Raw genomic sequence first — 21,153 nt, forward strand, 5'->3', positions numbered from 1 at the left:
TTCCAGACGCGTTCAGGGCCGCGCTGCAGGCCTGAATAAGCGTGCCCATTTATTTCTTCGCGCAGGGAGTCCGATGTCATGCCACGCCTTGTCAGCAATCTGATGGAGTTCGAAACCACAATGGACCCCGCGCTTGGCCAGGCGATCAACAGCATGCTGGCCTTGATCGATGAGCAATCGGAGCACTGTAAAGGCTGCGAGATGCGCCCATCCGGACATGCCAATGGCTGGATCATCGAATGCTCATGGCGTGACACCCGCTCGATGCACGCCCACTTCGCCTCACCGTCCCTGCAGGTGCTTATCAATCTGCTGATTTCACGCTCGACCCGGATTGCTTTTGGTCTGGGTGCCAGTCGGGGCGCGAAGGACGCCAGTGTCAGCGCGGCTCATTCTTCATCCCAGAAGGTCACATAGACCAGGCTGTCGAGGCCGACGCTGGCCTTGAATGAAAAGGGCCGGCCCAAAACCCGGAGCTGGTCGGTGCAGGTGCGCTTGAGCTGCTCGAGGGTATTCTCGGCTGACTGATCCGCAGGCGCGTCAACGGTGCCCAGAATGAAGTTCAGCATCACGATGGCCGACACTTCGCCGTACGGCACCTTGGGCATGCTGAGTGGACGGGGCCTGATAGCCAGGTGCAGCCGCACCTTACCCTCGTTCAATAACCCTCTGAGGTCGGCATTCTCGATGTTCAGGGACACCGGAACCTGCACCTTGCGCTGCGCTGCGGATGGCAAGGTCGTGCGCAGTTCTCCTCGCATATTCGGCGTCCCGAGATTGTCGAACATGATCCCTTCGATGGGTTCGAGCCTGGTATACGCCAACCATGCCGGCCGCAGCCCTACCTGCACTGCACACAGCAGCCCCTGGCGCGGCCGCCCGGGCAGGTAGGGCATGTAGGTCTTCGGTAGCAGGGCACGGATTTCCATGTAGGTGTACGGTTCAAAGATGACCGGCTTCAGGGCCGCCTCAACGTCACCGGCAGGAAGGGTGTCGGCAGAATCGACTTTCGCGGTGGTCAGCGACATCTTGAAGGCCGGCTGCTGGCGTGCCTCGATGATGCCCTTGAGGTACCACTTGATCATTTCCTTCTGTCGGTCATCGAGCGCATCCTTGCGCGCCAGCAGGTGCATCACCCAGGGGTCGTCGCTGTCACGCTCGATCTGCAGGGCGCCGGGGGCGATGCCCATTTTTTCGAAGGCACGCGCCAGCTTCGATTCGTTGGAGTAAGGCGATGCCGCGCTGACCACTTCACTGTTGTGCAGCCCATCGGCTGAAAAGATCAGGGTGGCCAGTTTTTCCTTGCAGCCGACCAGCAGCGTGCTCAGTAACAGGATCAGGCAGGTGGAGAACTTCATGGGCATCCTTGCGGGGTGTGGCTGACTTCGTTGGCGCGTCATGCGCCGGGCTCTTTATACGGATCACGCTCTGGTTTGCAAAGCCAGGGCTGGATAGGCGCCCTTGCGTCTGCACCACGGGCAGGGCCGCGCGCAGGGCGCGAGTTCATGCCCAAATGGAATGACATCCAGCGCATTGCTCGTTTGCCCTGCCTCGTCCGCCCGGTTATCAATACCCGTGGAATCAACCGTACCCGCCGACAGCTTTTCCGGCGTTACGCCCACAATCCACTAATCTCAAAATGGTGCGTCCCGTAGCGTTCCCGCACCGCCAGTGTGCACTTCGGTGACAGATCCGGTTACCGTCAGGTTGCCCATCTCTGGATGGGTGGGTTGCTGCTTTTTGTCTCCCGTGGTTGCGCTTTTTTGTGTGTTGGTTGCAACCAATTGAAACAGACGGTTGCACCTCCTTGTGTTGCTGGCCCGCTGGCGTGCAAATGTCGCCCCGGCGTTGTGTTTTGGAAAAATAAAAAAATGATGGCACGGCGCTTGCTGAAAGCAATTTCGTAGTCGCAGTGCTAACTAAAAAAACCCAGGAGCACCACTCATGTCGCAGACGTTCTACCGGAAAGGCTTTCTTGCAATGGCCGTGGCAACGGCATTGGGCGTGTCGTCTTTTGCGCAGGCGGACGTGAAGATCGGTGTCGCCGGTCCCATGACCGGCGCCAATGCGTCGTTTGGCGAGCAGTATATGAAGGGTGCACAGGCCGCAGCCGATGCCATCAACAAGGCCGGCGGCGTCAATGGCGAGAAGATCGTGCTGGTGGCCGGTGACGATGCGTGCGAGCCCAAGCAGGCCGTGGCTGTGGCCAACCGCCTGGTTGACCAGGACAAAGTCGTGGGCGTGGTCGGGCACTTCTGCTCTTCTTCAACCATTCCGGCTTCTGAGGTGTACAGCGATGCCGGTGTGATCGCCATCACTCCCGGCTCCACCAACCCGACCGTCACCGAGCGCGGGCTCAAGGAAGTGTTCCGCATGTGTGGCCGCGACGACCAGCAGGGCATTGTCGCCGGCGACTACATCGTCGATGTGCTCAAGGGCAAGAAAGTGGCGGTGATCCACGACAAGGACACCTATGGCCAGGGCCTGGCCGATGCGACGCAGAAACAACTGATCGCACGGGGCGTGAAACCGGTGCTGTATGAAGGCCTGACCCGTGGCGAGAAAGACTTCAGCGCCCTGGTCACCAAGATCCGCTCCACCGGCGCCGATGTCGTGTACTTCGGCGGCCTGCACCCCGAAGCCGGCCCGCTGGTGCGCCAACTGCGCGAGCAGGGCCTCAAGGACATCAAGTTCATGTCCGACGACGGCATTGTCACCGACGAACTGGTCACCACCGCTGGCGGCGCGCAATACGTCGATGGCGTGTACATGACCTTCGGCGCCGACCCGCGCCTGCTGCCTGACAGCAAGGCGGTGGTCGACGAGTTCCGCAAGTCCGGTTACGAGCCTGAAGGCTATACCCTCTACGCCTATGCCTCGCTGCAGGCGCTGGCCGCCGGCTTCAACGGCGCCAAGTCCAACAAGGGCGACGCCGCCGCTGCATGGCTCAAGGCCAACCCGGTCAAGACCGTCATGGGCGAGAAGACCTGGGATGCCAAGGGCGACCTGAAAATCTCCGACTACGTGGTCTACCAGTGGGACGCGACAGGCAAGTACAAACAACTCGAAAAACAGAAGTAATCCGTCTGCAATAAGCCCCTGCGCCTGAACGCAGGGGCCGGATACGGGCGCCACAGGCGTGGCCCCGGCTTCTTCCGAGCCTGACTACCTGCTGGCCGCTGTCCTTTGAAGAGGTGCGGCAGGCAGGACCCTGAGCGGCCTTCAAGTGTGTGAGCGTGCGTGATGGACGGTATTTTCCTGCAACAAATGGTCAACGGCCTGACCCTCGGGTCGGTCTACGGCCTGATCGCCATCGGCTACACGATGGTCTACGGCATCATCGGCATGATCAACTTCGCCCACGGCGACGTGTACATGATCTCCGCCTACCTGACCGCCATCGGTCTGGCGGTCCTGTCGTTCTTCGGCATGGAGTCGTTCCCTTTCCTGATTCTGGGCACGCTGGTGTTCACCATCGTGGTCACTGGAGTCTACGGTTTCGTCATCGAGCGGGTGGCCTATAAACCCCTGCGCAACTCGACCCGCCTGGCGCCGCTGATCAGCGCCATCGGTATTTCCCTGATCCTGCAGAACTACGCGCAGATCAGCCAGGGTGCCCGCCAGCAAGGCGTGCCCACGCTGCTCGAAGGCGCCTGGCGCTTCGAGATCGGCACCGGCTTCGTGCAGATCACCTACACCAAGATCTTCATCCTGATCGCCGCTTTTGCCGGCATGGCAATCCTGACCTACATCATCAAGTGCACCAAGCTGGGCCGGATGTGCCGCGCTACGCAGCAGGATCGCAAGATGGCGTCGATCCTGGGCATCAACACCGACCGGGTGATTTCCTACGTGTTCATCATCGGTGCTGCCATGGCCGCGCTGGCCGGTGTGCTGATCACCATGAACTACGGCACCTTCGACTTCTATGCCGGCTTCGTCATCGGCATCAAGGCCTTCACCGCGGCGGTGCTGGGCGGCATCGGCTCGTTGCCGGGCGCCATGCTGGGCGGGCTGATCCTGGGCATTGCCGAGGCGCAGTTCTCCGGCCTGATCAACTCCGACTACAAGGATGTGTTCAGCTTCGGCCTGCTGGTATTGATCCTGATCTTCCGTCCCCAAGGCCTGTTGGGTCGCCCACTCGTGGCTAAGGTGTAAGCATGAGCGCTCCTATCAAAGCAATCGATTACAAGAAAAGCCTGATCGATGCGGTGCTGGCCGGTCTGCTGGCGCTCATCGTGTTCGGTCCGGTCGTCGGCGTGGTGCTCGACGGCTACAGCTTCAACCTGCAACCGGCCCGGGTCGCGGTGCTGGTCGGGGTGGTCATGGTTGGCCGCCTGCTGCTCAGCCTGTTCCTGCAGACCTCCAGGGGCCGGCGCATCGCCGAGGGCATCGAGTCAGGCGGGTCGGGCGTGCATGTGCTCAAGCCTGACCACAAGTCGAGCCTGTACTGGATCATCCCGGCGCTGATCGTGATCGCGATTGTCTTCCCGATCTTTGCCAACAAGTACCTGCTGACCGTGGTCATCCTCGGGCTGATCTACGTGCTGCTGGGCCTGGGCCTGAACATCGTGGTGGGCCTGGCCGGCCTGCTCGACCTGGGCTACGTGGCGTTCTATGCCATCGGCGCTTACGGCCTGGCGCTGGGCTACCAGTACCTGGGCCTGGGCTTCTGGTCGGCCTTGCCGCTGGCAGCCATCGCCGCCGCGCTGGCCGGGTGCATCCTGGGCTTTCCGGTGTTGCGCATGCACGGTGACTACCTGGCCATCGTGACCCTGGGCTTCGGTGAAATCATTCGCCTGGTGCTCAACAACTGGCTGTCGTTCACCGGCGGCCCCAACGGCGTGCCGGTGCCGTCGCCGACCTTCTTCGGCCTGGAATTCGGCCGGCGGGCGAAAGAGGGCGGGATTCCGATCCACGAGTATTTCGGCTTCGAATACAACGGCGACCTGAAATTCCTGTTCATCTACACCGTGCTGTTCCTGGTGGTGCTGGGGGTGCTGTTCATCAAGCATCGCCTGACCCGCATGCCCATCGGCCGTGCCTGGGAAGCGCTGCGCGAAGACGAAATCGCCTGCCGCTCCATGGGCCTGAACCATGTACTGGTCAAGCTCTCGGCCTTCACCATCGGCGCCTCGACCGCAGGTCTGGCCGGGGTGTTCTTTGCCTCGTACCAGGGTTTCGTCAACCCGACCTCGTTTACCTTCTTCGAGTCGGCGCTGATCCTGGCCATCGTGGTGCTGGGCGGCATGGGCTCGACCGTGGGCGTAGTGATCGCCGCGTTCGTGCTGACCATTACCCCCGAGCTGCTGCGCAACTTTGCCGAATACCGTGTGCTGCTGTTCGGCATCCTGATGGTGGTGATGATGATCTGGCGGCCACGTGGCCTGATTCGTATCAGCCGTACCGGCGTCAAGCCGCGTAAAGGCGCCCTGGTTCAGGAAGGAGCTGCCCGATGAACAACCCGATCGTTCTTTCGGTCGAGCACCTGATGATGCATTTCGGTGGCATCAAGGCGCTCAGTGACGTCAGCCTGCAAGTGCGTCGCAACTCAATCTTCGCCCTGATCGGCCCCAACGGCGCCGGCAAGACCACGGTGTTCAACTGCCTGACCGGTTTCTACAAGGCCACCGGCGGGCGTATCGAGCTGCACACCCGGGGCAAGACCACCAATGTGATCAAGCTGCTGGGCGAGTCGTTCCAGCCCACCGACTTCGTGTCGCCGGCCAGCTTCCTCAGTCGGGTGTACTACAAGATGTTCGGCGGCACCCACCTGGTCAACCGTGCCGGCCTGGCGCGCACCTTCCAGAACATTCGCCTGTTCAAGGAAATGTCGGTGGTGGAAAACCTGCTGGTGGCCCAGCACATGTGGGTCAATCGCAGCCTGATCAGCGGCATTCTCAACACCCGTGGCTACCGCAAGGCCGAGGAGGACGCGCTGAGCACGGCGTTCTACTGGCTTGAAGTGGTCGACCTGGTCGATTGTGCCAACCGCCTGGCCGGTGAGCTGTCCTACGGCCAGCAACGCCGTCTGGAAATCGCCCGTGCCATGTGCACCCGGCCACAGGTGATCTGCCTGGACGAGCCGGCCGCCGGCCTCAACCCGCAGGAAACCGAAGCCCTGAGCGGCATGATCCGCAAGCTGCGCGACGAGCACGACATGACCATCGTGCTGATCGAGCACGACATGGGCATGGTCATGGGCATTTCCGATGACATCGTGGTGCTCGACCATGGCAACGTGATTGCCAAGGGCGGTCCGGAGCAGATACGCAACGATCCGAAAGTGATCGCCGCCTACCTGGGCGCGGATGAAGAGGAGTTGGTATGAGCAATCCGATCCTCGAAATGAAAGAGATCGACGTGTACTACGGGCCGATCCAGGCCCTCAAGAAAGTCTCGCTGCACATCAATGAAGGCGAGACGGTCAGCCTGATCGGCTCCAACGGCGCCGGCAAGTCGACCCTGCTGATGTCGATCTTCGGCCAGCCACGTGCCGCGGCCGGGCAGATCATTTATCAGGGCACCGACATCACCCAGAAGTCGTCGCACTACATCGCCTCCAACGGCATTGCCCAGTCGCCGGAAGGGCGCCGGGTGTTCCCCGACATGTCGGTGGAAGAAAACCTGTTGATGGGCACCATCCCGATTGGCGACAAGCACTGCGCCGAAGACATGCAGCGCATGTTCGAGCTGTTCCCCAGGCTCAAGGAGCGCCGCAACCAGCGCGCCATGACCATGTCCGGCGGCGAGCAGCAGATGCTGGCCATCGCCCGTGCGCTGATGAGCCGACCCAAACTGTTGCTGCTCGACGAACCCAGCCTCGGGCTGGCGCCGATCATCGTCAAACAGATCTTCTCGACCCTGCGTGAGCTGGCCGCCGGCGGCATGACCATCTTTCTGGTCGAGCAGAACGCCAACCATGCCCTCAAGCTCTCCGACCGGGCGTATGTGATGGTCAATGGCGAGATTCGTTTGTCAGGCACCGGCCAGGAGCTGCTGAGCAACGAGGAGGTGCGTAACGCTTATCTGGGCGGGCATTAATCATCGCTGTCAGTTGTCCACAACACGCCCCGGCCGGTTTCCGTCCGGGGCGTTGCTTTTGCAATTGTGGAAAACCTTTTTCGGTGTCCACGCAAAAGGCTTGCAAATACCCCGAAATGGCCTGTTTTGTCACGCTTTTGACTTGTTCAGGATTACTGTGGAACGGGCTGTTGATAAGTTGGTAGCAGCTGGCTGCAGGCCAATGAAATCAAAGGCTGCAGGAGTTTGATCAAAAAATGACCAGTGCCTTTGTTTGCTTGTGGGCAAGGGTTTGTCAACAGATTTAAGGCTGTTTATTCATACAGCCAAGCCGTACGCGAAAGCTGTGGATAAGTCTGTGGGAAAGCCTTGGAAAGACCTCGCAATCCAGCGCCGCCACTGGCCTGCAGGCAATCGACAGCGGTTTTGTGTGAACATCGCATGACATGAAACGTGCTGGCGTCAAGTGAAAACGCCGCCTTGCAGTGCTGCAGCCCTCGCCATACGCGGGATGTAACGTGGCTGACTTGCCCCCAGAGACTGTGGGCCTGGCTGTGGATAAGGTGAGCAAAACCTTCTGTAACGCCCACGGGGCATGGCGTGCACAAAGTTGATCGTTTTTTGCTCAATGTGCCTCATGCTGCAAGCCATCGTGCCCCTTGTACTTGATCCACAGGCCCAGGCACGGGCATTCTGCCGCTCTTGTGTACTTATCAACAGCTTGCGCGACCGTGCGCCCTTTCAGGAGAACGAGATGACTTCCACCGTATTCATCACAGGTGCCACTTCCGGGTTCGGCGAAGCCTGCGCCCGTCGTTTTGCCGAGGCTGGTTGGTCGCTGGTGCTGACCGGCCGCCGCCAGGAGCGCCTGGAGGCCCTGCAGGCCGAATTGTCGGGCAAGACCCGTGTGCATACGCTGGTGCTGGATGTGCGCGACCGTGCCGCTGTCGAGAGCGCCATTGCGACCCTGCCGGAAGAGTTCGCCACTATTCGCGGCCTGATCAACAACGCCGGTCTCGCCCTGGGTATCGATCCTGCGCCCAAGTGCGACCTGGATGACTGGGACACCATGATCGACACCAACATCAAGGGCCTGGTCTACACCACGCGCCTGTTGCTGCCGCGCCTGATCGGCCATGGCCGTGGCGCCAGCATCGTCAACCTCGGCTCGGTGGCCGGCAACTACCCGTACCCGGGCGGTAACGTGTATGGCGGCACCAAGGCGTTCGTCGGCCAGTTTTCGCTGAACCTGCGCAACGACCTGGTCGGCACTGGTGTGCGGGTGACTAACCTGGAGCCGGGCCTGTGTGAAAGCGAGTTCTCGCTGGTGCGCTTCAACGGCGACCAGGCCAAGTACGACGCCACTTACGCCGGTGCCGAGCCGATCCAGCCGCAAGACATTGCCGACACCATCTTCTGGATCATGAACACCCCGGCTCACGTCAACATCAACAGCCTGGAGCTGATGCCGGTGAGCCAGACCTGGGCAGGCTTTGCCATCGACCGCAATCGCGGCTAGGCAAAATCCCATCGCCATCGCCGGCAAGCCGCCTCCCACAGTCTGGTGTCAGGCGCGAGATTCAGGGTCACATCAATGGTGGTAGGGGGCTTGCCGGCGATGAGGCCAGCAAGACCAGTACACCTGCTGCGCCAGTCATCGCCAGTTGCTGCTCCCACAATTGAGCGTCAGACGCAAAATCTGGTGAAAACCGGCTAAAGCGGATCGCCGCTCGGCCGGTCCTATGGAACGCCGGCCGTGCGGTTGAGCAGGTATTCGGCCAGGCCGATATAACAGGTCGCCAGGTGATAAGGCGTGGTCGAGGGCATGTCGCTGCGGCTGACCTGTCCTTGCTCATCCAGGCACTCATTCCAGCCGCTGGCATGCAGGAAGTCCTGGCGCAGTGCCTGCGCCTGGCGCTGCAGGTCGGCCTGCGCGTCGTCGCGCAGGGCCAGGGCGCGCAGGTATTCGGCTTGCGCCCAGATGCGCCGGGTGCCGTCGAGCACCTGGCCATCGAGCCTGAGCATGCCGCTGACACCGCCACGGTTATCGACGCCTTGCGCCTGGGCCTGGGCAAACGCCTGGGTCAGTGCGCGGTGCAGCGGCTTGCCGTGCAGTTCACGGGCCGATTGCAGCAGGAAGAACCACTCGAACTGGTGTCCCGGTTCATACCAGTTATCCACAGCCCCGCGCGGTTTCTCCAGCATTACCCCGGTGGCCGGGTCGATGAAGCGGTCATGCAGATGCTTGAGCAACCCGTCCAGCGCCTCTGTGGTCGCCGGGTCCGGACGCACCTGCAGGGTGGCCAGGAAGGCCTCGGCCAGGTGCATCAACGGATTCTGCAAAGGGCCTGTGCCCTGTGTCGACCAGTCCTCGGCCAGGCAGGCTTCATACAGGCCCTGGCCGTCGGCGAAACGCTCGCGCACCACGCTCAAGGCGGCATTGAGCACCGATTCGGCCAGCGGCTCGCGGGTGCGGTGCCAGTAATGGGCGCAGGCGAAAATAATAAACGCGTGGGTATACAGGTCCTTGCGCCGGTCCAGCGGTGCGCCCTGGGCGTCGATGCTGTAGAACCAGCCGCCGTGTTCGGCATCGTGAAAGTGCCGTTGCAACGAACGGAACAGGGCATGGGCGCGCGTGGCGGCGTCCTTGACCTGGGGGTGGTCGATCAGGCTGGCAAACACGAACAGTTGCCGGGCACACGCCATTGCCCTGTAGCGCTGCGCCGGCAGCGGCTGCTGAGTGTTACCCACCGCCTCATAGGGCAGTGCGAGGGCGGCATTCCAGCCAGGGCCTTGCCACAAGGGTACGATGACCTGCAGAAAATGCGCCTGCAGGTCGGCGAAGATCGCAGTCAGTTCAGGCTGGGGGGCGGAGCTGGTGGCGTGGGTCATCGGCGGGCGTCACGGCAGGATCGGGTGCGCGCCATGTTAACAGGCGTCGATCCTGCCGTGGCCGGGAAAAATACTCAGCCCATCAGCAGCCAGGCCCCGGCCATCGCCGAGCCGGCGCCGGCGACGCGCACCAGCGGTGCGGCAGCACGCGGCAGGTAGCGCACGGCGGCATAACCGGCGGCATGCAGCGCGGCGGTGGCCGCGACGAAGCCGATCGCATAGGTCCAGGCACTGCTCATCTCCGGCAGCTCAATACCGTGCGCCACACCGTGAAACAGGGCGAAGGCCGCCGTGGCGAGCATTGCCAGCGGCAAGGGTGGACGTACGGCCAAAGCCACGGCCAGGCCCAGTGCCAGCACCGAGGCGGCGATACCGCTTTCCAGCGCTGGCAGTTGCAGCCCGGCAAAGCCCAGCAGCCCGCCGACCAGCAAGGTGGCGACGAACGTCACTGGCAGCGCCCAGCGCGCCGCGCCGCTCTGTTGTGCCGCCCACAGGCCGACGGCCAGCATCGCCAGCAGGTGATCCAGGCCGCCCAGGGGGTGACCCAAGCCGGCCATCAGGCCGTGATCGCCGTGGCCGGGGTGGGCGAAGGCCAGGCTCGGTGCCAGCAGCAAGGCCAGCAGGCCAAGGGATTTCGAAGCGGTCATGAGGTGCGTTCCTTGTTCAAGCGGGTAATCGGGTTCAGGCGGCCGTGTTCAACAGGCCCTGGCGTTCAATGAAGGCGATGATCTGTTCAAGGCCCTGGCCGGTTTTCTGGTTGCTGAACACGAAGGGCCGCTCGCCACGCATCTTGCGCGTGTCGCGGTCCATCATCTCCAGCGAAGCGCCGACCAGGTCTGCCAGGTCGATCTTGTTGATCACCAGCATGTCGGACTTGCAGATGCCCGGGCCGCCCTTGCGCGGCAGCTTGTCGCCGGCCGACACGTCGATCACATAGATCGTCAGGTCTGACAGTTCCGGGCTGAAGGTGGCCGACAGGTTGTCGCCGCCGGACTCGACCAGAATCAGGTCCAGGCCCGGAAAGCGCCGGTTGAGCTGGTCCACCGCCTCCAGATTGATCGAGGCATCTTCGCGAATGGCAGTGTGCGGGCAGCCGCCGGTTTCCACACCAATGATGCGTTCCGGTGCCAGCGCCTCGTTGCGCACCAGAAAGTCGGCGTCTTCACGGGTGTAGATATCGTTGGTCACCACCGCCAGGTTGTAACGCTCGCGCAGAGCCAGGCACAGCGCCAGGGTCAGGGCAGTCTTGCCGGAGCCGACAGGGCCGCCGATGCCGACGCGCAGGGGTTGGCTGTTCATTGTGTTCTCCAAGGGTTCAGGACCGGAACAACCGGCTGTATTGACGTTCATGGGCCATGCTGGCCAGCGCCAGGCCAAAGGGCGCACTGCCCCACGGCGGGCTGTCCAGGGCGGCGGCCCGGTGGCGGGCCTCTTGCAGCGCCGGCAGCAGTTCGCTGGTCAGGCGCTGCGCGGCCTGCTGGCCCAGCGGCAGGGTTTTCATCAGCACCGCCAGCTGGTTTTCCAGCCAGCTCCACAGCCAGGCGGCCAGCGCCTCTGGCGGCGCGATGTGCCAGGCGCGCGCGGCCAGCGCCCAGCCCAGCGCCAGGTGCGGTTCCTCGATCTGTTGCAGAAAACCGCGTGCCGGACGGTCCAGCTCGGCCAGGCCATTGAGCAGTTGCTGCAACGAATAGCCCATCTGCCGGCTTTCCTGGTGCAGCTCGCGGGTTTCACGGCTGGCACGGTGCTCCTCGCTCAACTGCAACAACTGCCCCCAGTCCTCATCGGCGGCGGCAGTGCAATGGGCCAGCAGCAGCGGCGCCTCGAAACGCGCCAGGTTGAGCAACAACTGATCCGCGATCCAGCGCCGGGCACTGGCCGGGTCGTGCACCAGGCCGTTCTCGACCGCCAGTTCCAGACCCTGCGAATAGCTGTAGCCGCCGATCGGCAACTGCGGGCTGGCCAGGCGCAACAGCGCCCAGGCGTTGTTCATGTGCGCACGCCAAACTGATGCAGGCGCGGCGCATAGTTGAAGTCTTCTTCACCGGCCCTTGAATGATGATGGCCGCCGCCGTAGGCGCCATGTTCCGGCTGGAACGGTGCTTCAAGGGTTTCACAGCGGGCCCCGAGCTGGTCGAGCATGGCCTTGAGCACATAATCGTCGAGCAGGCGCAACCAGCCATCTCCTACTTGCAAGGCCACATGACGGTTGCCCAGGTGATAGGCGGCGCGGGTCAGCTCGAAGGCGCTGGTGCAAGTGACGTGCAGCAACTGCTCGGGACGCGCCCGCACCCGCACGATGCGCCCGTCCTCGGCTTGCAGGCATTCGCCGTCGTACAGCGGCGACTGGCCACGCGGCAGGAACAGACCGACGTCTTCCTGCTCGGTGCTGAAGCAGCGCAGGCGGCTCTTGCTGCGCGCCTCGAAGGTGAGCAGCAGTTCGGCGTCCCAGTGGTCCCGGGGTTCGATTCGTGTGTGAATGACCAGCATCGGCAGGCTTCCCGCAATGAGCAATGCCTCATCACAGAGCAAGGGCCTTGCCAACGTGCCTTGAACGAGCAAAAAGCCACTGTCTGGCCAATCGGTTGTAGAGGGAAGGTATGTTTTGTGCGCTTTTCCGGTGCGAAAAAGTATGCCTGTATCGAAATGGTGCTGAAGCTGTCTGCGTGGTGCGTGCGTTTCACACCCTCATAAGTCCCCATGCACGTCCGATGGCGCTAACCGGACAATGCAGGGGGACATTTACAGCGAGTGCCAGCGTCTATGATGACTCCCGCCCGATGCTCAAGGTTGAGGAGGCAGGTATTCAAAAGCAGGACCCTTATTCCTGGCCAGGTCATACCCATAAACACATACCTTGGCTAACGAGGAGGGTGCTTTGAGCGGAACCCTGAGATAGTGCACGTAATCCACCTCAGCGCATGTCAGCGATGGATCAGTGGTCAGGCCAACGTAGAAGTCGGAGTACTCCGGAAGGTCGAAAACCGGTTCAATCAAGACGTTATGATTCTTTGGCAAGATATTGACCCAGGGTTTCAGGGACGGTGGAGTGTTGTCGACGATGACCTGGACCACTTCAGGGTATCTGGCCGTTTCATCATCACCGGCGATGACGCAATACTGGTGCACACCCTCGTCGCTGGCGGACAGCAACTCCTCTTTAGGCCGGAAAGTGTTCGCCTGAATGAGCGGGCCATAACCGGTCATGACCTGACAGCTGTCACCCGGAGTGTCCAGCCTGATTTTCTTGACCCTTATGTCTTTGACGGAAGTCTGGACATCGAACTGCCAGGTCGTATTGAGGGTTTCATTATGCCCGGCAAAGATCGTCGGATAGTTCTGTACGTCCAGTCCTGAAGGTTTGGGCAGAGGACAGCCAGGGGCGCCGAGTGTAAAGATGCCTTGCGGGTCAAAGCAGGCTGAAAGTCCCTGGGTCGGCACGACATAGTTGTGTTCGGGTATGACTCTGGGCCCCTTGTCCGTGACCTCGCAGGGATTGCCGTTATAACAGGTCTCGCCCACGGCGCCAGTGCTGGTGGTGTTGAGCACGCCGATGACGGCCCGGTCTGCATTGAAGACAGGCGAGCCGGAACTGCCGGTGGAGATGCCCTGACAGGTATTGCTGACCTGCGCATACCAGTGCCAGTTGTTTTCGACCACATCAACCTGGCGGCCATGGGTGCAGGTAGCGTTCTGCAAGGCATCGACCCGGGCTGGAATACCCGAGATCATGATCGTGTCGCCGACGGTTGTTTCGGCATCACTCAACCTGAACGGCTCAAGCCCCTGTTCGCGCAACTGGGCAACCGTCCTGTCGGTTTTCAGAAGCGCAATGTCCATGCCTTTCATTGTGCCGTAGGCAATCGATGCGATGCGTACGGGCAAGGTCTTGTCCTTGCTGTCGTGAAAGTAATTGAACTCGATCGTGTAATCGACCGGCTCATTGACCATGATCCGGTTGGAGGATTGCAGTTGGAACGGGTTTGCGGCGCAATGCCCGTTGCTCAGTATGTACGCTGGTGCATCGGGTGACGCGTTAGGAGCAATCAATGAGCCGGTACAGGTCAATGCGCCGCGGAGTTTGCCGACCGCACGATAGAAGTCGTTGCCCTGGTAACCAGGTTGTTCGACTTCATGAGGGGGTGTTCTATCGTCGGCCGTAACATTTGCGGCGGAGCCAAGGGTCGCCAGGCTGGATAGCGAGACGGTTATCAATGTTCTGAGTGTTGTGTTCATCGTTCATCTTCCATGATGAGAGTGGGGTTGCCGTTCAACGCTACCACTTCGATGGTGATCAACTGTGTATATATAAATGTTCGACTCTGGCCGAGGGAGCATTGCGGTAGAGACGCGCTGCAGGCCTTGCCTGAAATCAGTGGTTCAACCCGCGCCAGTGCCGGGCGCCCATGAAGATAAAGCGCAGTTGTTCGGTGATCTTGGCTTGGGGGGTCTGGTGGGCGGGTAGCGGAGTGGCGGGTGGGTCGATCAGTTCGGGCAGCATGGCGAACACGCTCTTGACCACCAGGTCAGCGATAATCGCCAGCGACGCGCTGCTCAGGTGCTGCCACTTGGACATCTTGCCCAGGTCGGTGACGAGGTCAGTCACGATGCCTTCGCGCAAGGCGGCCAGTGCCTGGCGTACCTTGAGCGAACCGCCGTATTGCTCGCGCGCCAGGAACAGGAACTGCGCCCGGTTGGCGGTCACATCTTCGAGAAAGATGCGCACCGAAGCTTCGATCAGCCCCCCCATGACCATTTCGTTGTGCCGCACCAGGCGGATGGTCTGCCGGAAGGTCTGGCCCACTTCGGTCACCAGCGCCAGGCCCAACTGGTCCATGTCGTCGAAGTGCCGGTAGAAACCGGTCGGTACGATGCCGGCGGTGCGTGCCACTTCGCGCAGGCTCAGGCTGGCGAACCCGCGCCCGCTCTCCATCAGCTTGTGTGCGGCTTCAAGCAGGGCTTTGCGGGTCTGTTGCTTTTGTTCGGCGCGGGCTGACATCTCAGGGCCATTGTGGCGATAAACTGCGCGGCACTTTACCACGCCCTAATTTGATTCACGATTGGGGCAAACGCTGATGGCTTTTTGAAGTCCTAAGCGATATGTCGTTTTCGGCGCGTCCTGGATGGCGGGCTGGTTTTGGAGAGTGCAATGACGCGCAGCCGCAAGATTTTCGCCTGGACGGGCATCACCCTGATCGCCCTGCTGGCCATTGTGATCGTGGTCATCGCCACCTTCGACTGGAACCGCATCAAGCCGATGCTCAACGACAAGGTCAGCCAGGCGCTGAACCGGCCGTTCGCGATCAATGGCGACCTGAGTGTGCACTGGCAGCGCGAGACCCAGGAAGGCGGCTGGCGCGCCTGGGTGCCGTGGCCAAGGTTCGTGGCGCAGGACCTGACCCTGGGCAACCCCGACTGGTCGAAGCAGCCGCAGATGGTCACCCTCAAGCAGGTCACCTTTACCTTGTCGCCCTTGCCCTTGCTGGTGCAGCAGGTCGTCATCCCGCGCATTGAACTGACCGGGCCCGATGCGCAGCTGGAGCGGTTGGCCGACGGGCGAGCCAACTGGGTGTTCGACCTGCCGGCGTCCGACCCCGACGCCAAGCCGTCGGCCTGGGTGCTGGACATCGGCGCGATCAAGTTCGACAAGGGCCTGGTCAATTACAGCGACCAGACCCTCAATGCCCGGATGGACGTGGTCATCACCCCGCTGGGCAAGCCGATTCCGTTCAGCGACATCGTGGGCGGCAAGGAGGCGAAGAAGGTTGCTGACAAGGGGGCCACGCCGCAGGACTACGCCTTTGCCTTCACCAGCAAGGGCCAGTATCGCGGCCAGGCGGTGGCCGGCAGTGGCAAAGTCGGTGGCCTGCTGGCGCTCAAGGATGCCGCGCAGCCGTTTCCGGTGCAGGCCGATGTGCGGGTCGGCGACACCCATGCGGTGATCGCCGGCACCCTGACCGACCCACAGAATTTTGGTGCCCTGGACCTGCGCCTGAAGCTTGAAGGCGCCAGCCTGAGCAATCTATACCCGCTGACCGGCGTGACCCTGCCCGACTCGGGGGCCTATTCCACCGACGGGCGTTTGATCGCCCGGCTCAAGGATCCGCAAGGGGCCAGCTTTCGCTATGAAGGCTTCAACGGCCGGATCGGCAACAGCGACATCCACGGCGACCTGGGCTTTGTCGCCAGCCAGCCCCGGCCCAGGCTGACCGGCAAGCTGGTCTCTGATCAACTGCTGTTCAGCGACCTGGCGCCGCTGATCGGTGCCGACTCCAATACCGAGCAGAAAAAGCGCGGCGGGCAGGGCAAACAGCCTTCGGCCAAGGTGTTGCCGGTCGAAACCTTTGACACCGCACGCTGGCGGGCCATGGATGCCGATGTCGAATTCACCGGCAAGCGCATTGTGCAAAGCCCGGAACTGCCCTTCAGCGATCTCTATACGCACCTGCTGCTCGACGACGGCCAGCTCAGCCTGCAACCACTGCGCTTCGGCGTGGCCGGTGGCAAGCTCGACGCCGACATCCGCCTGGACGGGCGCGCCCAGCCGATGCAGGGGCGGGCGAAACTGACGGCGCGTGGCTTCAAGCTCAAGCAGTTGTTCCCGACCTTCGAGCCGATGAAAACCAGCTTTGGTGCACTCAATGGCGATGCCGATATCAGTGGTCGCGGCAACTCGGTGGCCGCCTTGCTCGGCAGCGCCAATGGCGAGCTGCGCATGCTGATCAACGATGGCGCGGTCAGCCGTGGCCTGATGGAAATTGCCGGACTCAATGTGGGCAACTACATCGTCAGCGAGCTGTTTGGCGATAACGAAGTGAAGATCAACTGTGCGGTCACCGACTTCGGCATCAAGGACGGCCTGGCCACCAGCCGCTTGTTCGTCTTTGACACCGAGAACGCGATCATCCATATCACCGGCACCGCCAACCTCAAGACCGAGCAACTGGACCTGGACATCAACCCCGAGTCCAAGGGCTTCCGGGTCTTCTCGCTGCGCTCGCCGCTGTATGTCAACGGCTCGTTCGCCAACCCCAATGCCGGGGTCAAGACGGGTCCATTGCTGCTGCGCGGCGCTGGCATGATCGCTCTGGGCATTGCCGCCGGCCCCGCCGCCGGACTGCTGGCACTGGTGGCCACCGGCGACAGCGAGCCGGATCAGTGCACACCGTTGCTGGAGCAGATCAAGGCGGGGAAATTGAACAAGACGGTTAAATGAGTCTGGGGGACCGATAATTCGGCCCAGGCCGGCGCATGCTTAGACAGCGCATTGTAGGAGCGACCAACGGTCGCGAAGGCCGCAGCGCATCATTCGGGCCTTTTCGCGACCGTTGGTCGCTCCTGCAGATCGGCGTCTGCTGCCGGGGGCAGGGGTGTTACAGGTCGCCCAGGATATCGGCCATGTCGTCGGCGTGTTCTTCTTCCTGGGCTAGGATGTCTTCGAAGATACGGCGGGTGGTGGGGTCGGATTCGCCGATGTACTGGATGATCTCGCGATAGCTGTCCACCGCGATGCGCTCGGCGACCAGGTCTTCGTAGACCATTTCCTTGAGGGTGGTACCGGCCACGTACTGGGCATGGGAATTCTTCGACAGGGTGTCGGGGTTGAATTCCGGCTCGCCGCCCAGTTGCACGATGCGTTCGGCCAGCTTGTCGGCATGCTCGGCTTCCTGCTGGGCATGCTCGAGAAACTCGGAGGCGGCCACACTGGCCTTCAGGCCGGTCGCCATGTAGTAGTGACGCTTGTAGCGCAGCACGCACACCAGCTCAGTGGCCAGGGACTCGTTGAGCAGGCGCAGGATGGTGTCGCGATCCGCGCTGTAGCCTTCGGTGACCGCGCCGTTTTCCACATTTTGCCGTGCGCGTTCGCGCAGCGTGTTGACGTCGGACAGTTGCGGGGCCTGGTTCAGGCTGTTCATGGTGGATCTCCTCACTCATCAGGGTTTGACGCTTCGCTGTTTTACGGTCTGTGCCGGCAAAGTCGTTACAAGGTGTGAGTAAGCCACGGCCAGAAAGTTTTATCGGATTTTCAGGGCCCGACCGTTTGCATGGCCGCTGTCAATTTCACGAAACGACTGCGCCAGCCAGGGGTCACAGCCGTGAGACCCATTTCTGGAGAAGCACCATGCTGAAGTTCCTTGGCGGCACCGTCGGTATCATTTTCCTGATCGGTTTGATTGTGGTCATTGCCCTGTTCAAGCTGGTGTTCTGACCTTCGCACCCTGAATAAAAAAGGCCCGGTTGCAGTCACTGCACCGGGCCTTTCTGTTAGCCGGGCGGGCTTAAAGGGCGCGTTCGTTCTGCTCGCGCTGCTCGCACGTCATGAAACCTTTGTTCACCACACGACCGTCGCTATTGAAGCTGACGTGATACACCTGCTGGTGGCCATCACGGGTCAGGACATAGTTGTTGCATGTGCCAGGGTTGACCTTGCGCTCGACCACCGACGACGGCGTGCCACCCAGTTTCAGGACTTGCTCGCGGGTCATGCCATCCTCGACCTGCTTGACCAGTGGCTGGTCGCGGTAGGTCACGAAATCCACCGGGTTCTGCGCGGTGCTGTTGGTGCACCCGGCCAATGCTGCCAGCACGCAGGTCGCCGCGAACATGCTCTTGTACATTACTGCCTCTCCTCTAGAAAGCCGCAAGCCGGCTCGATACGGTTTTGAGCAACGAGCCGGTCCGGGAGTTCGATGCAATATATCCACATGGCCTGAGCCGGCACGCGCTGTGCCTCTTCGTCGCGTCGCACGGCCCGGCCGCTCGACAGCGCCTAGGCTCAATCGCGTCAAAGGTTTGCCATCAGGAGCGCCTCCATGAGCGATGAATATGCGACCCGCTATCCGTTGTTACTGGTGCCCGGCCTGCTGGGGTTTGTGCGGTTTGTGGTCTACCCCTACTGGTTCGGCATCATCAAACCCCTGGAACGCGGCGGTGCCCGTGTATTTCCGGTGATGGTGTCCGGGGTCAACTCCTCCGAGATCCGCGGCGAACAACTGCTGCTGGTGATCGAGCAGGTCCTGCGCGACACCGGGGCGACCAGGGTCAACCTGATCGGCCATAGCCAGGGAGCGTTGACCGTGCGCTATGTCGCCGCCCGGCGCCCGGATCTTGTGGCCTCGGTCACCTCGGTCGCCGGTCCCAACCACGGTTCGGAACTGGCTGACTACCTGGAGCGGCGCTTTGCGGTCGGTACGCCGGGCGGGCGAGTGGTCAATGCCATCATCGGCCTGCTGGCCTGGCTGATTACCGTGTTCGAGACCGGCTATCGCGGCCCGAAGCTGCCGACCGACATCAGCGCTTCGCACCAGTCGCTGACCACCACCGGGGTGGCGTTGTTCAATCGCCAGTACCCGCAAGGCCTGCCGGCCACTTGGGGCGGGCAGGGGGCTGAGGAGGTCAACGGTGTGCGTTACTACTCCTGGTCGGGGGTTCTCAAGCCCGGTGTGACCAATCGCGGGGGCAACCTGATCGATGGTTCCAACCTCACCTGCCGGCTGTTTGCCCGCACCTTCGTCAAGGAGCGTGGCCAGTGCGACGGCATGGTCGGGCGCTACAGTTCGCATCTGGGCCAGGTCATCGGCGACGACTTTCCGCTGGATCATTTCGACATCGTCAACCAGATGATGGGCCTGGTGGGCAAGGGCGCCCGGCCTGTGCAACTGTTTCTCGACCATGCCGCGCGGCTGAAGGCCGCCGGCCTCTGACACGCCTGGCATCGATCTTTATGACATTGCACGCGCCCTTGGTTGTCCGATCACTGGTTCTCGGTGTGGAAGGCTGGCAGACTGCCTGCCTGTTCAGGCTGCCGGTATGAGGCTGTATGCCAACGTTTTCTTCACGCCAGGTGTTCCTGGCCAGCTGGATCATCATGTTCGGCGGTTTGCTGCTGATTCTGCCATTCAGGTTATTGCCCAGCCTGCTGGCCGGTTTGCTGGTGTTCGAGCTGGTCAACATGCTGACTCCCAAGCTGCAACGGCTGATTGCCGGCGAGCGCGCCCGCTGGCTGGCGGTGGCCCTGCTCGGCACGCTGGTGGTCAGCCTGCTGGCCTTGCTGTTCGCCGGTGCTTTCAGCTTTATCGTGCACGAGGCAGAAAACCCGGGCGCCTCGCTGGATAAATTCATGACCCTGATCGACCGGGCGCGCGGCCAGTTGCCGCCGTTCATCGAAGGCTACCTGCCGGCCAGTGCGGCAGAGTTCCGGGTGTCGCTGGTGGTGTGGCTGCAAAAGCACATCGGCGAACTGCAACTGATCGGCAAGGGCGCGGCGCACATGTTCGTGACCATGCTGATCGGCATGGTGCTGGGGGCGATCATTGCCTTGCAGCGCATCAGTGACGTCAGCAGCCGCAAGCCATTGGCCGCCGCGTTGTTCGACCGCTTGTACCTGCTCAGCCAGGCGTTTCGCAACATCGTGTTCGCGCAGATCAAGATTTCGCTGCTCAACACCGCGCTGACCTCGATCTTCCTGGCGGTGGTGCTGCCGTTGTGCGGCATTCACCTGCCGCTGACCAAGACCCTGATCTTCATGACCTTCCTGCTGGGCCTGTTGCCGGTGGTCGGCAACCTGATGTCCAACACGCTGATCTTCATCGTCGGCCTGTCGGTGTCGCTATGGGTCGGGGTGGCCGCGCTCAGCTACCTGATCGTGATCCACAAGGTCGAGTATTTCCTCAATGCCCGCATCGTCGGCGGCCAGATCAGCGCCAAGTCCTGGGAGCTGCTGCTGGCCATGCTGCTGTTCGAAGCCGCCTTCGGTCTGCCCGGCGTGGTGGCAGGACCGGTGTACTACGCCTACTTCAAGAGCGAGCTGCGCAAGGAAGGGCTGGTGTAAAACCCGCACAGTCGCGTAGGAGCCCGCTTGGCGTGGGCCGCACTCGGACGACCGGCTGCGCAGCAGTCGTAAAATTGCAGCGTTTCACAGATTTCTGCGAGCGCTGCGCACTCGGTCGCCGGCAGAGCCGCCTCCCACAAGTGGCGATGCCTCGGCCGTGTTGGACGGCCGGATCGACAACCGCCTCAACCGCTGACACCACCACGCCCCGCCGGCTTACGCGCCCCCCGTAGGAGCCCGCTTGGCGTGGGCCGCACTCGGACGACCGGCTGCGCAGCAGTCGTAAATTCTCAGCGTTTCACAGATTTCTGCGAGCGCTGCGCACTCGGTCGCCGGCAGAGCCGCCTCCCACAAGTTGATCTGCACCCCAAAAGTTGGACACCAATCTGACTTCCTGGGGTTTTTTCATG

General features: G+C 61.9%; 21 protein-coding genes. 11 read left to right on the forward strand and 10 right to left on the reverse strand.

Going from position 1 to position 21,153, the window contains the following annotated elements:
* The first annotated feature begins 78 nt into the window (after positions 1-78).
* Entirely contained in the window at positions 79-417 is a 339-nt protein-coding gene (locus tag DGA31_RS13860; RefSeq protein ID WP_056840683.1) for a hypothetical protein, read from the forward strand.
* On the opposite strand, the gene DGA31_RS13865 is transcribed toward DGA31_RS13860, so the two are convergent.
* Positions 390-1,358, reverse strand: coding sequence for a hypothetical protein (locus DGA31_RS13865; RefSeq protein ID WP_109512925.1), 969 nt, complete (start codon positions 1,356-1,358; stop codon positions 390-392). The two genes, DGA31_RS13860 and DGA31_RS13865, sit on opposite strands and share 28 nt — an antisense overlap.
* A 586-nt stretch (positions 1,359-1,944) precedes the next feature.
* Here DGA31_RS13865 and DGA31_RS13870 point away from each other — a divergent pair.
* From DGA31_RS13870 to DGA31_RS13895, 6 genes are all read left to right on the forward strand, one after another.
* Complete coding sequence (locus DGA31_RS13870; RefSeq protein ID WP_056840685.1) at positions 1,945-3,081, forward strand: branched-chain amino acid ABC transporter substrate-binding protein; 1,137 nt, start codon at positions 1,945-1,947, stop codon at positions 3,079-3,081.
* A 162-nt stretch (positions 3,082-3,243) separates the two neighbouring features.
* Complete coding sequence (locus tag DGA31_RS13875) at positions 3,244-4,158, forward strand: ABC transporter permease subunit (RefSeq protein WP_056840686.1); 915 nt, start codon at positions 3,244-3,246, stop codon at positions 4,156-4,158.
* Positions 4,159-4,160: 2 nt separating this feature from the next.
* Positions 4,161-5,459, forward strand: coding sequence for a high-affinity branched-chain amino acid ABC transporter permease LivM (gene livM / locus DGA31_RS13880; RefSeq protein ID WP_056840687.1), 1,299 nt, complete (start codon positions 4,161-4,163; stop codon positions 5,457-5,459).
* Complete coding sequence (locus DGA31_RS13885) at positions 5,456-6,331, forward strand: ABC transporter ATP-binding protein (RefSeq protein WP_056840688.1); 876 nt, start codon at positions 5,456-5,458, stop codon at positions 6,329-6,331. The genes livM and DGA31_RS13885 overlap by 4 nt, the downstream gene beginning before the upstream one ends.
* Entirely contained in the window at positions 6,328-7,044 is a 717-nt protein-coding gene (locus tag DGA31_RS13890) for an ABC transporter ATP-binding protein (RefSeq protein ID WP_056840689.1), read from the forward strand. The genes DGA31_RS13885 and DGA31_RS13890 overlap by 4 nt, the downstream gene beginning before the upstream one ends.
* A 733-nt stretch (positions 7,045-7,777) precedes the next feature.
* On the forward strand, positions 7,778-8,542 hold the full coding sequence (locus tag DGA31_RS13895; RefSeq protein ID WP_109512926.1) for an SDR family oxidoreductase: 765 nt from the start codon (positions 7,778-7,780) through the stop codon (positions 8,540-8,542).
* Positions 8,543-8,763: 221 nt separating this feature from the next.
* On the opposite strand, the gene DGA31_RS13900 is transcribed toward DGA31_RS13895, so the two are convergent.
* From DGA31_RS13900 to fabR, 7 genes are all read right to left on the reverse strand, one after another.
* Entirely contained in the window at positions 8,764-9,915 is a 1,152-nt protein-coding gene (locus DGA31_RS13900; protein ID WP_109512927.1) for an AGE family epimerase/isomerase, read from the reverse strand.
* A gap of 74 nt (positions 9,916-9,989) precedes the next feature.
* Positions 9,990-10,562 (reverse strand): HupE/UreJ family protein, encoded by a 573-nt coding sequence (locus DGA31_RS13905; RefSeq protein WP_109512928.1) that lies wholly within the window; start codon positions 10,560-10,562, stop codon positions 9,990-9,992.
* 34 nt (positions 10,563-10,596) lie between these two features.
* Entirely contained in the window at positions 10,597-11,214 is a 618-nt protein-coding gene (gene ureG / locus DGA31_RS13910; RefSeq protein WP_056840693.1) for an urease accessory protein UreG, read from the reverse strand.
* A 16-nt stretch (positions 11,215-11,230) separates the two neighbouring features.
* Positions 11,231-11,905 carry an urease accessory protein UreF gene (locus DGA31_RS13915; RefSeq protein WP_109512929.1) on the reverse strand — a complete coding sequence of 225 codons (675 nt, stop codon included), beginning with the start codon at positions 11,903-11,905 and terminating at the stop codon, positions 11,231-11,233.
* The gene (gene ureE / locus DGA31_RS13920) at positions 11,902-12,402 is read right to left on the reverse strand and encodes an urease accessory protein UreE (protein WP_056840695.1); all 501 of its coding nucleotides are present in this window, start codon (positions 12,400-12,402) and stop codon (positions 11,902-11,904) included. Before ureE ends, DGA31_RS13915 begins: the two co-directional genes overlap by 4 nt.
* A gap of 294 nt (positions 12,403-12,696) precedes the next feature.
* A complete protein-coding gene (locus tag DGA31_RS13925) occupies positions 12,697-14,148 on the reverse strand; it encodes a trypsin-like serine peptidase (protein ID WP_109512930.1) in 1,452 nt (483 codons plus the stop codon).
* Positions 14,149-14,284: 136 nt separating this feature from the next.
* Positions 14,285-14,911: an HTH-type transcriptional repressor FabR gene (gene fabR, locus DGA31_RS13930; RefSeq protein WP_109512931.1), complete on the reverse strand. Its 627-nt coding sequence runs from the start codon at positions 14,909-14,911 to the stop codon at positions 14,285-14,287.
* Positions 14,912-15,061: 150 nt separating this feature from the next.
* Here fabR and DGA31_RS13935 point away from each other — a divergent pair, with 150 nt between their 5' ends.
* Entirely contained in the window at positions 15,062-17,128 is a 2,067-nt protein-coding gene (locus DGA31_RS13935) for an AsmA family protein (protein WP_109512932.1), read from the forward strand.
* A gap of 157 nt (positions 17,129-17,285) precedes the next feature.
* Here DGA31_RS13935 and DGA31_RS13940 read toward each other — a convergent pair whose 3' ends face one another.
* Positions 17,286-17,828, reverse strand: a complete 543-nt coding sequence (locus tag DGA31_RS13940) for a ferritin-like domain-containing protein (protein ID WP_056840698.1) — start codon at positions 17,826-17,828, stop codon at positions 17,286-17,288.
* Between the two features lie 206 nt (positions 17,829-18,034).
* Here DGA31_RS13940 and DGA31_RS31045 point away from each other — a divergent pair, with 206 nt between their 5' ends.
* A complete protein-coding gene (locus DGA31_RS31045) occupies positions 18,035-18,121 on the forward strand; it encodes a small membrane protein YohP (protein ID WP_442963079.1) in 87 nt (28 codons plus the stop codon).
* A 70-nt stretch (positions 18,122-18,191) separates the two neighbouring features.
* Here DGA31_RS31045 and osmE read toward each other — a convergent pair whose 3' ends face one another.
* Positions 18,192-18,530 carry an osmotically-inducible lipoprotein OsmE gene (gene osmE / locus DGA31_RS13945; protein ID WP_056840699.1) on the reverse strand — a complete coding sequence of 113 codons (339 nt, stop codon included), beginning with the start codon at positions 18,528-18,530 and terminating at the stop codon, positions 18,192-18,194.
* Between the two features lie 195 nt (positions 18,531-18,725).
* On the opposite strand from osmE, the gene DGA31_RS13950 reads away from it, so the two are divergent.
* Positions 18,726-19,616: an alpha/beta hydrolase gene (locus DGA31_RS13950; protein WP_056840700.1), complete on the forward strand. Its 891-nt coding sequence runs from the start codon at positions 18,726-18,728 to the stop codon at positions 19,614-19,616.
* Positions 19,617-19,732: 116 nt separating this feature from the next.
* Positions 19,733-20,743 carry an AI-2E family transporter gene (locus tag DGA31_RS13955; RefSeq protein WP_056840701.1) on the forward strand — a complete coding sequence of 337 codons (1,011 nt, stop codon included), beginning with the start codon at positions 19,733-19,735 and terminating at the stop codon, positions 20,741-20,743.
* The last annotated feature ends 410 nt before the right edge of the window (positions 20,744-21,153 follow it).

The organism is Pseudomonas ovata, from assembly GCF_003131185.1.
Lineage (GTDB): Bacteria > Pseudomonadota > Gammaproteobacteria > Pseudomonadales > Pseudomonadaceae > Aquipseudomonas > Aquipseudomonas ovata.

Coding starts and splice junctions, on each gene's coding strand:
- DGA31_RS13940 (WP_056840698.1), bottom strand. CDS start 17,828: ATGAACAGCCTGAACCAGGCCCCGCAACTGTCCGACGTCAACACGCTG.
- ureE (WP_056840695.1), bottom strand. CDS start 12,402: ATGCTGGTCATTCACACACGAATCGAACCCCGGGACCACTGGGACGCC.
- DGA31_RS31045 (WP_442963079.1), top strand. CDS start 18,035: ATGCTGAAGTTCCTTGGCGGCACCGTCGGTATCATTTTCCTGATCGGT.
- DGA31_RS13885 (WP_056840688.1), top strand. CDS start 5,456: ATGAACAACCCGATCGTTCTTTCGGTCGAGCACCTGATGATGCATTTC.
- livM (WP_056840687.1), top strand. CDS start 4,161: ATGAGCGCTCCTATCAAAGCAATCGATTACAAGAAAAGCCTGATCGAT.
- DGA31_RS13890 (WP_056840689.1), top strand. CDS start 6,328: ATGAGCAATCCGATCCTCGAAATGAAAGAGATCGACGTGTACTACGGG.
- DGA31_RS13935 (WP_109512932.1), top strand. CDS start 15,062: ATGACGCGCAGCCGCAAGATTTTCGCCTGGACGGGCATCACCCTGATC.
- ureG (WP_056840693.1), bottom strand. CDS start 11,214: ATGAACAGCCAACCCCTGCGCGTCGGCATCGGCGGCCCTGTCGGCTCC.
- osmE (WP_056840699.1), bottom strand. CDS start 18,530: ATGTACAAGAGCATGTTCGCGGCGACCTGCGTGCTGGCAGCATTGGCC.
- DGA31_RS13900 (WP_109512927.1), bottom strand. CDS start 9,915: ATGACCCACGCCACCAGCTCCGCCCCCCAGCCTGAACTGACTGCGATC.
- DGA31_RS13955 (WP_056840701.1), top strand. CDS start 19,733: ATGCCAACGTTTTCTTCACGCCAGGTGTTCCTGGCCAGCTGGATCATC.
- DGA31_RS13895 (WP_109512926.1), top strand. CDS start 7,778: ATGACTTCCACCGTATTCATCACAGGTGCCACTTCCGGGTTCGGCGAA.
- DGA31_RS13870 (WP_056840685.1), top strand. CDS start 1,945: ATGTCGCAGACGTTCTACCGGAAAGGCTTTCTTGCAATGGCCGTGGCA.
- DGA31_RS13915 (WP_109512929.1), bottom strand. CDS start 11,905: ATGAACAACGCCTGGGCGCTGTTGCGCCTGGCCAGCCCGCAGTTGCCG.
- DGA31_RS13865 (WP_109512925.1), bottom strand. CDS start 1,358: ATGAAGTTCTCCACCTGCCTGATCCTGTTACTGAGCACGCTGCTGGTC.
- DGA31_RS13860 (WP_056840683.1), top strand. CDS start 79: ATGCCACGCCTTGTCAGCAATCTGATGGAGTTCGAAACCACAATGGAC.
- fabR (WP_109512931.1), bottom strand. CDS start 14,911: ATGTCAGCCCGCGCCGAACAAAAGCAACAGACCCGCAAAGCCCTGCTT.
- DGA31_RS13925 (WP_109512930.1), bottom strand. CDS start 14,148: ATGAACACAACACTCAGAACATTGATAACCGTCTCGCTATCCAGCCTG.
- DGA31_RS13950 (WP_056840700.1), top strand. CDS start 18,726: ATGAGCGATGAATATGCGACCCGCTATCCGTTGTTACTGGTGCCCGGC.
- DGA31_RS13875 (WP_056840686.1), top strand. CDS start 3,244: ATGGACGGTATTTTCCTGCAACAAATGGTCAACGGCCTGACCCTCGGG.
- DGA31_RS13905 (WP_109512928.1), bottom strand. CDS start 10,562: ATGACCGCTTCGAAATCCCTTGGCCTGCTGGCCTTGCTGCTGGCACCG.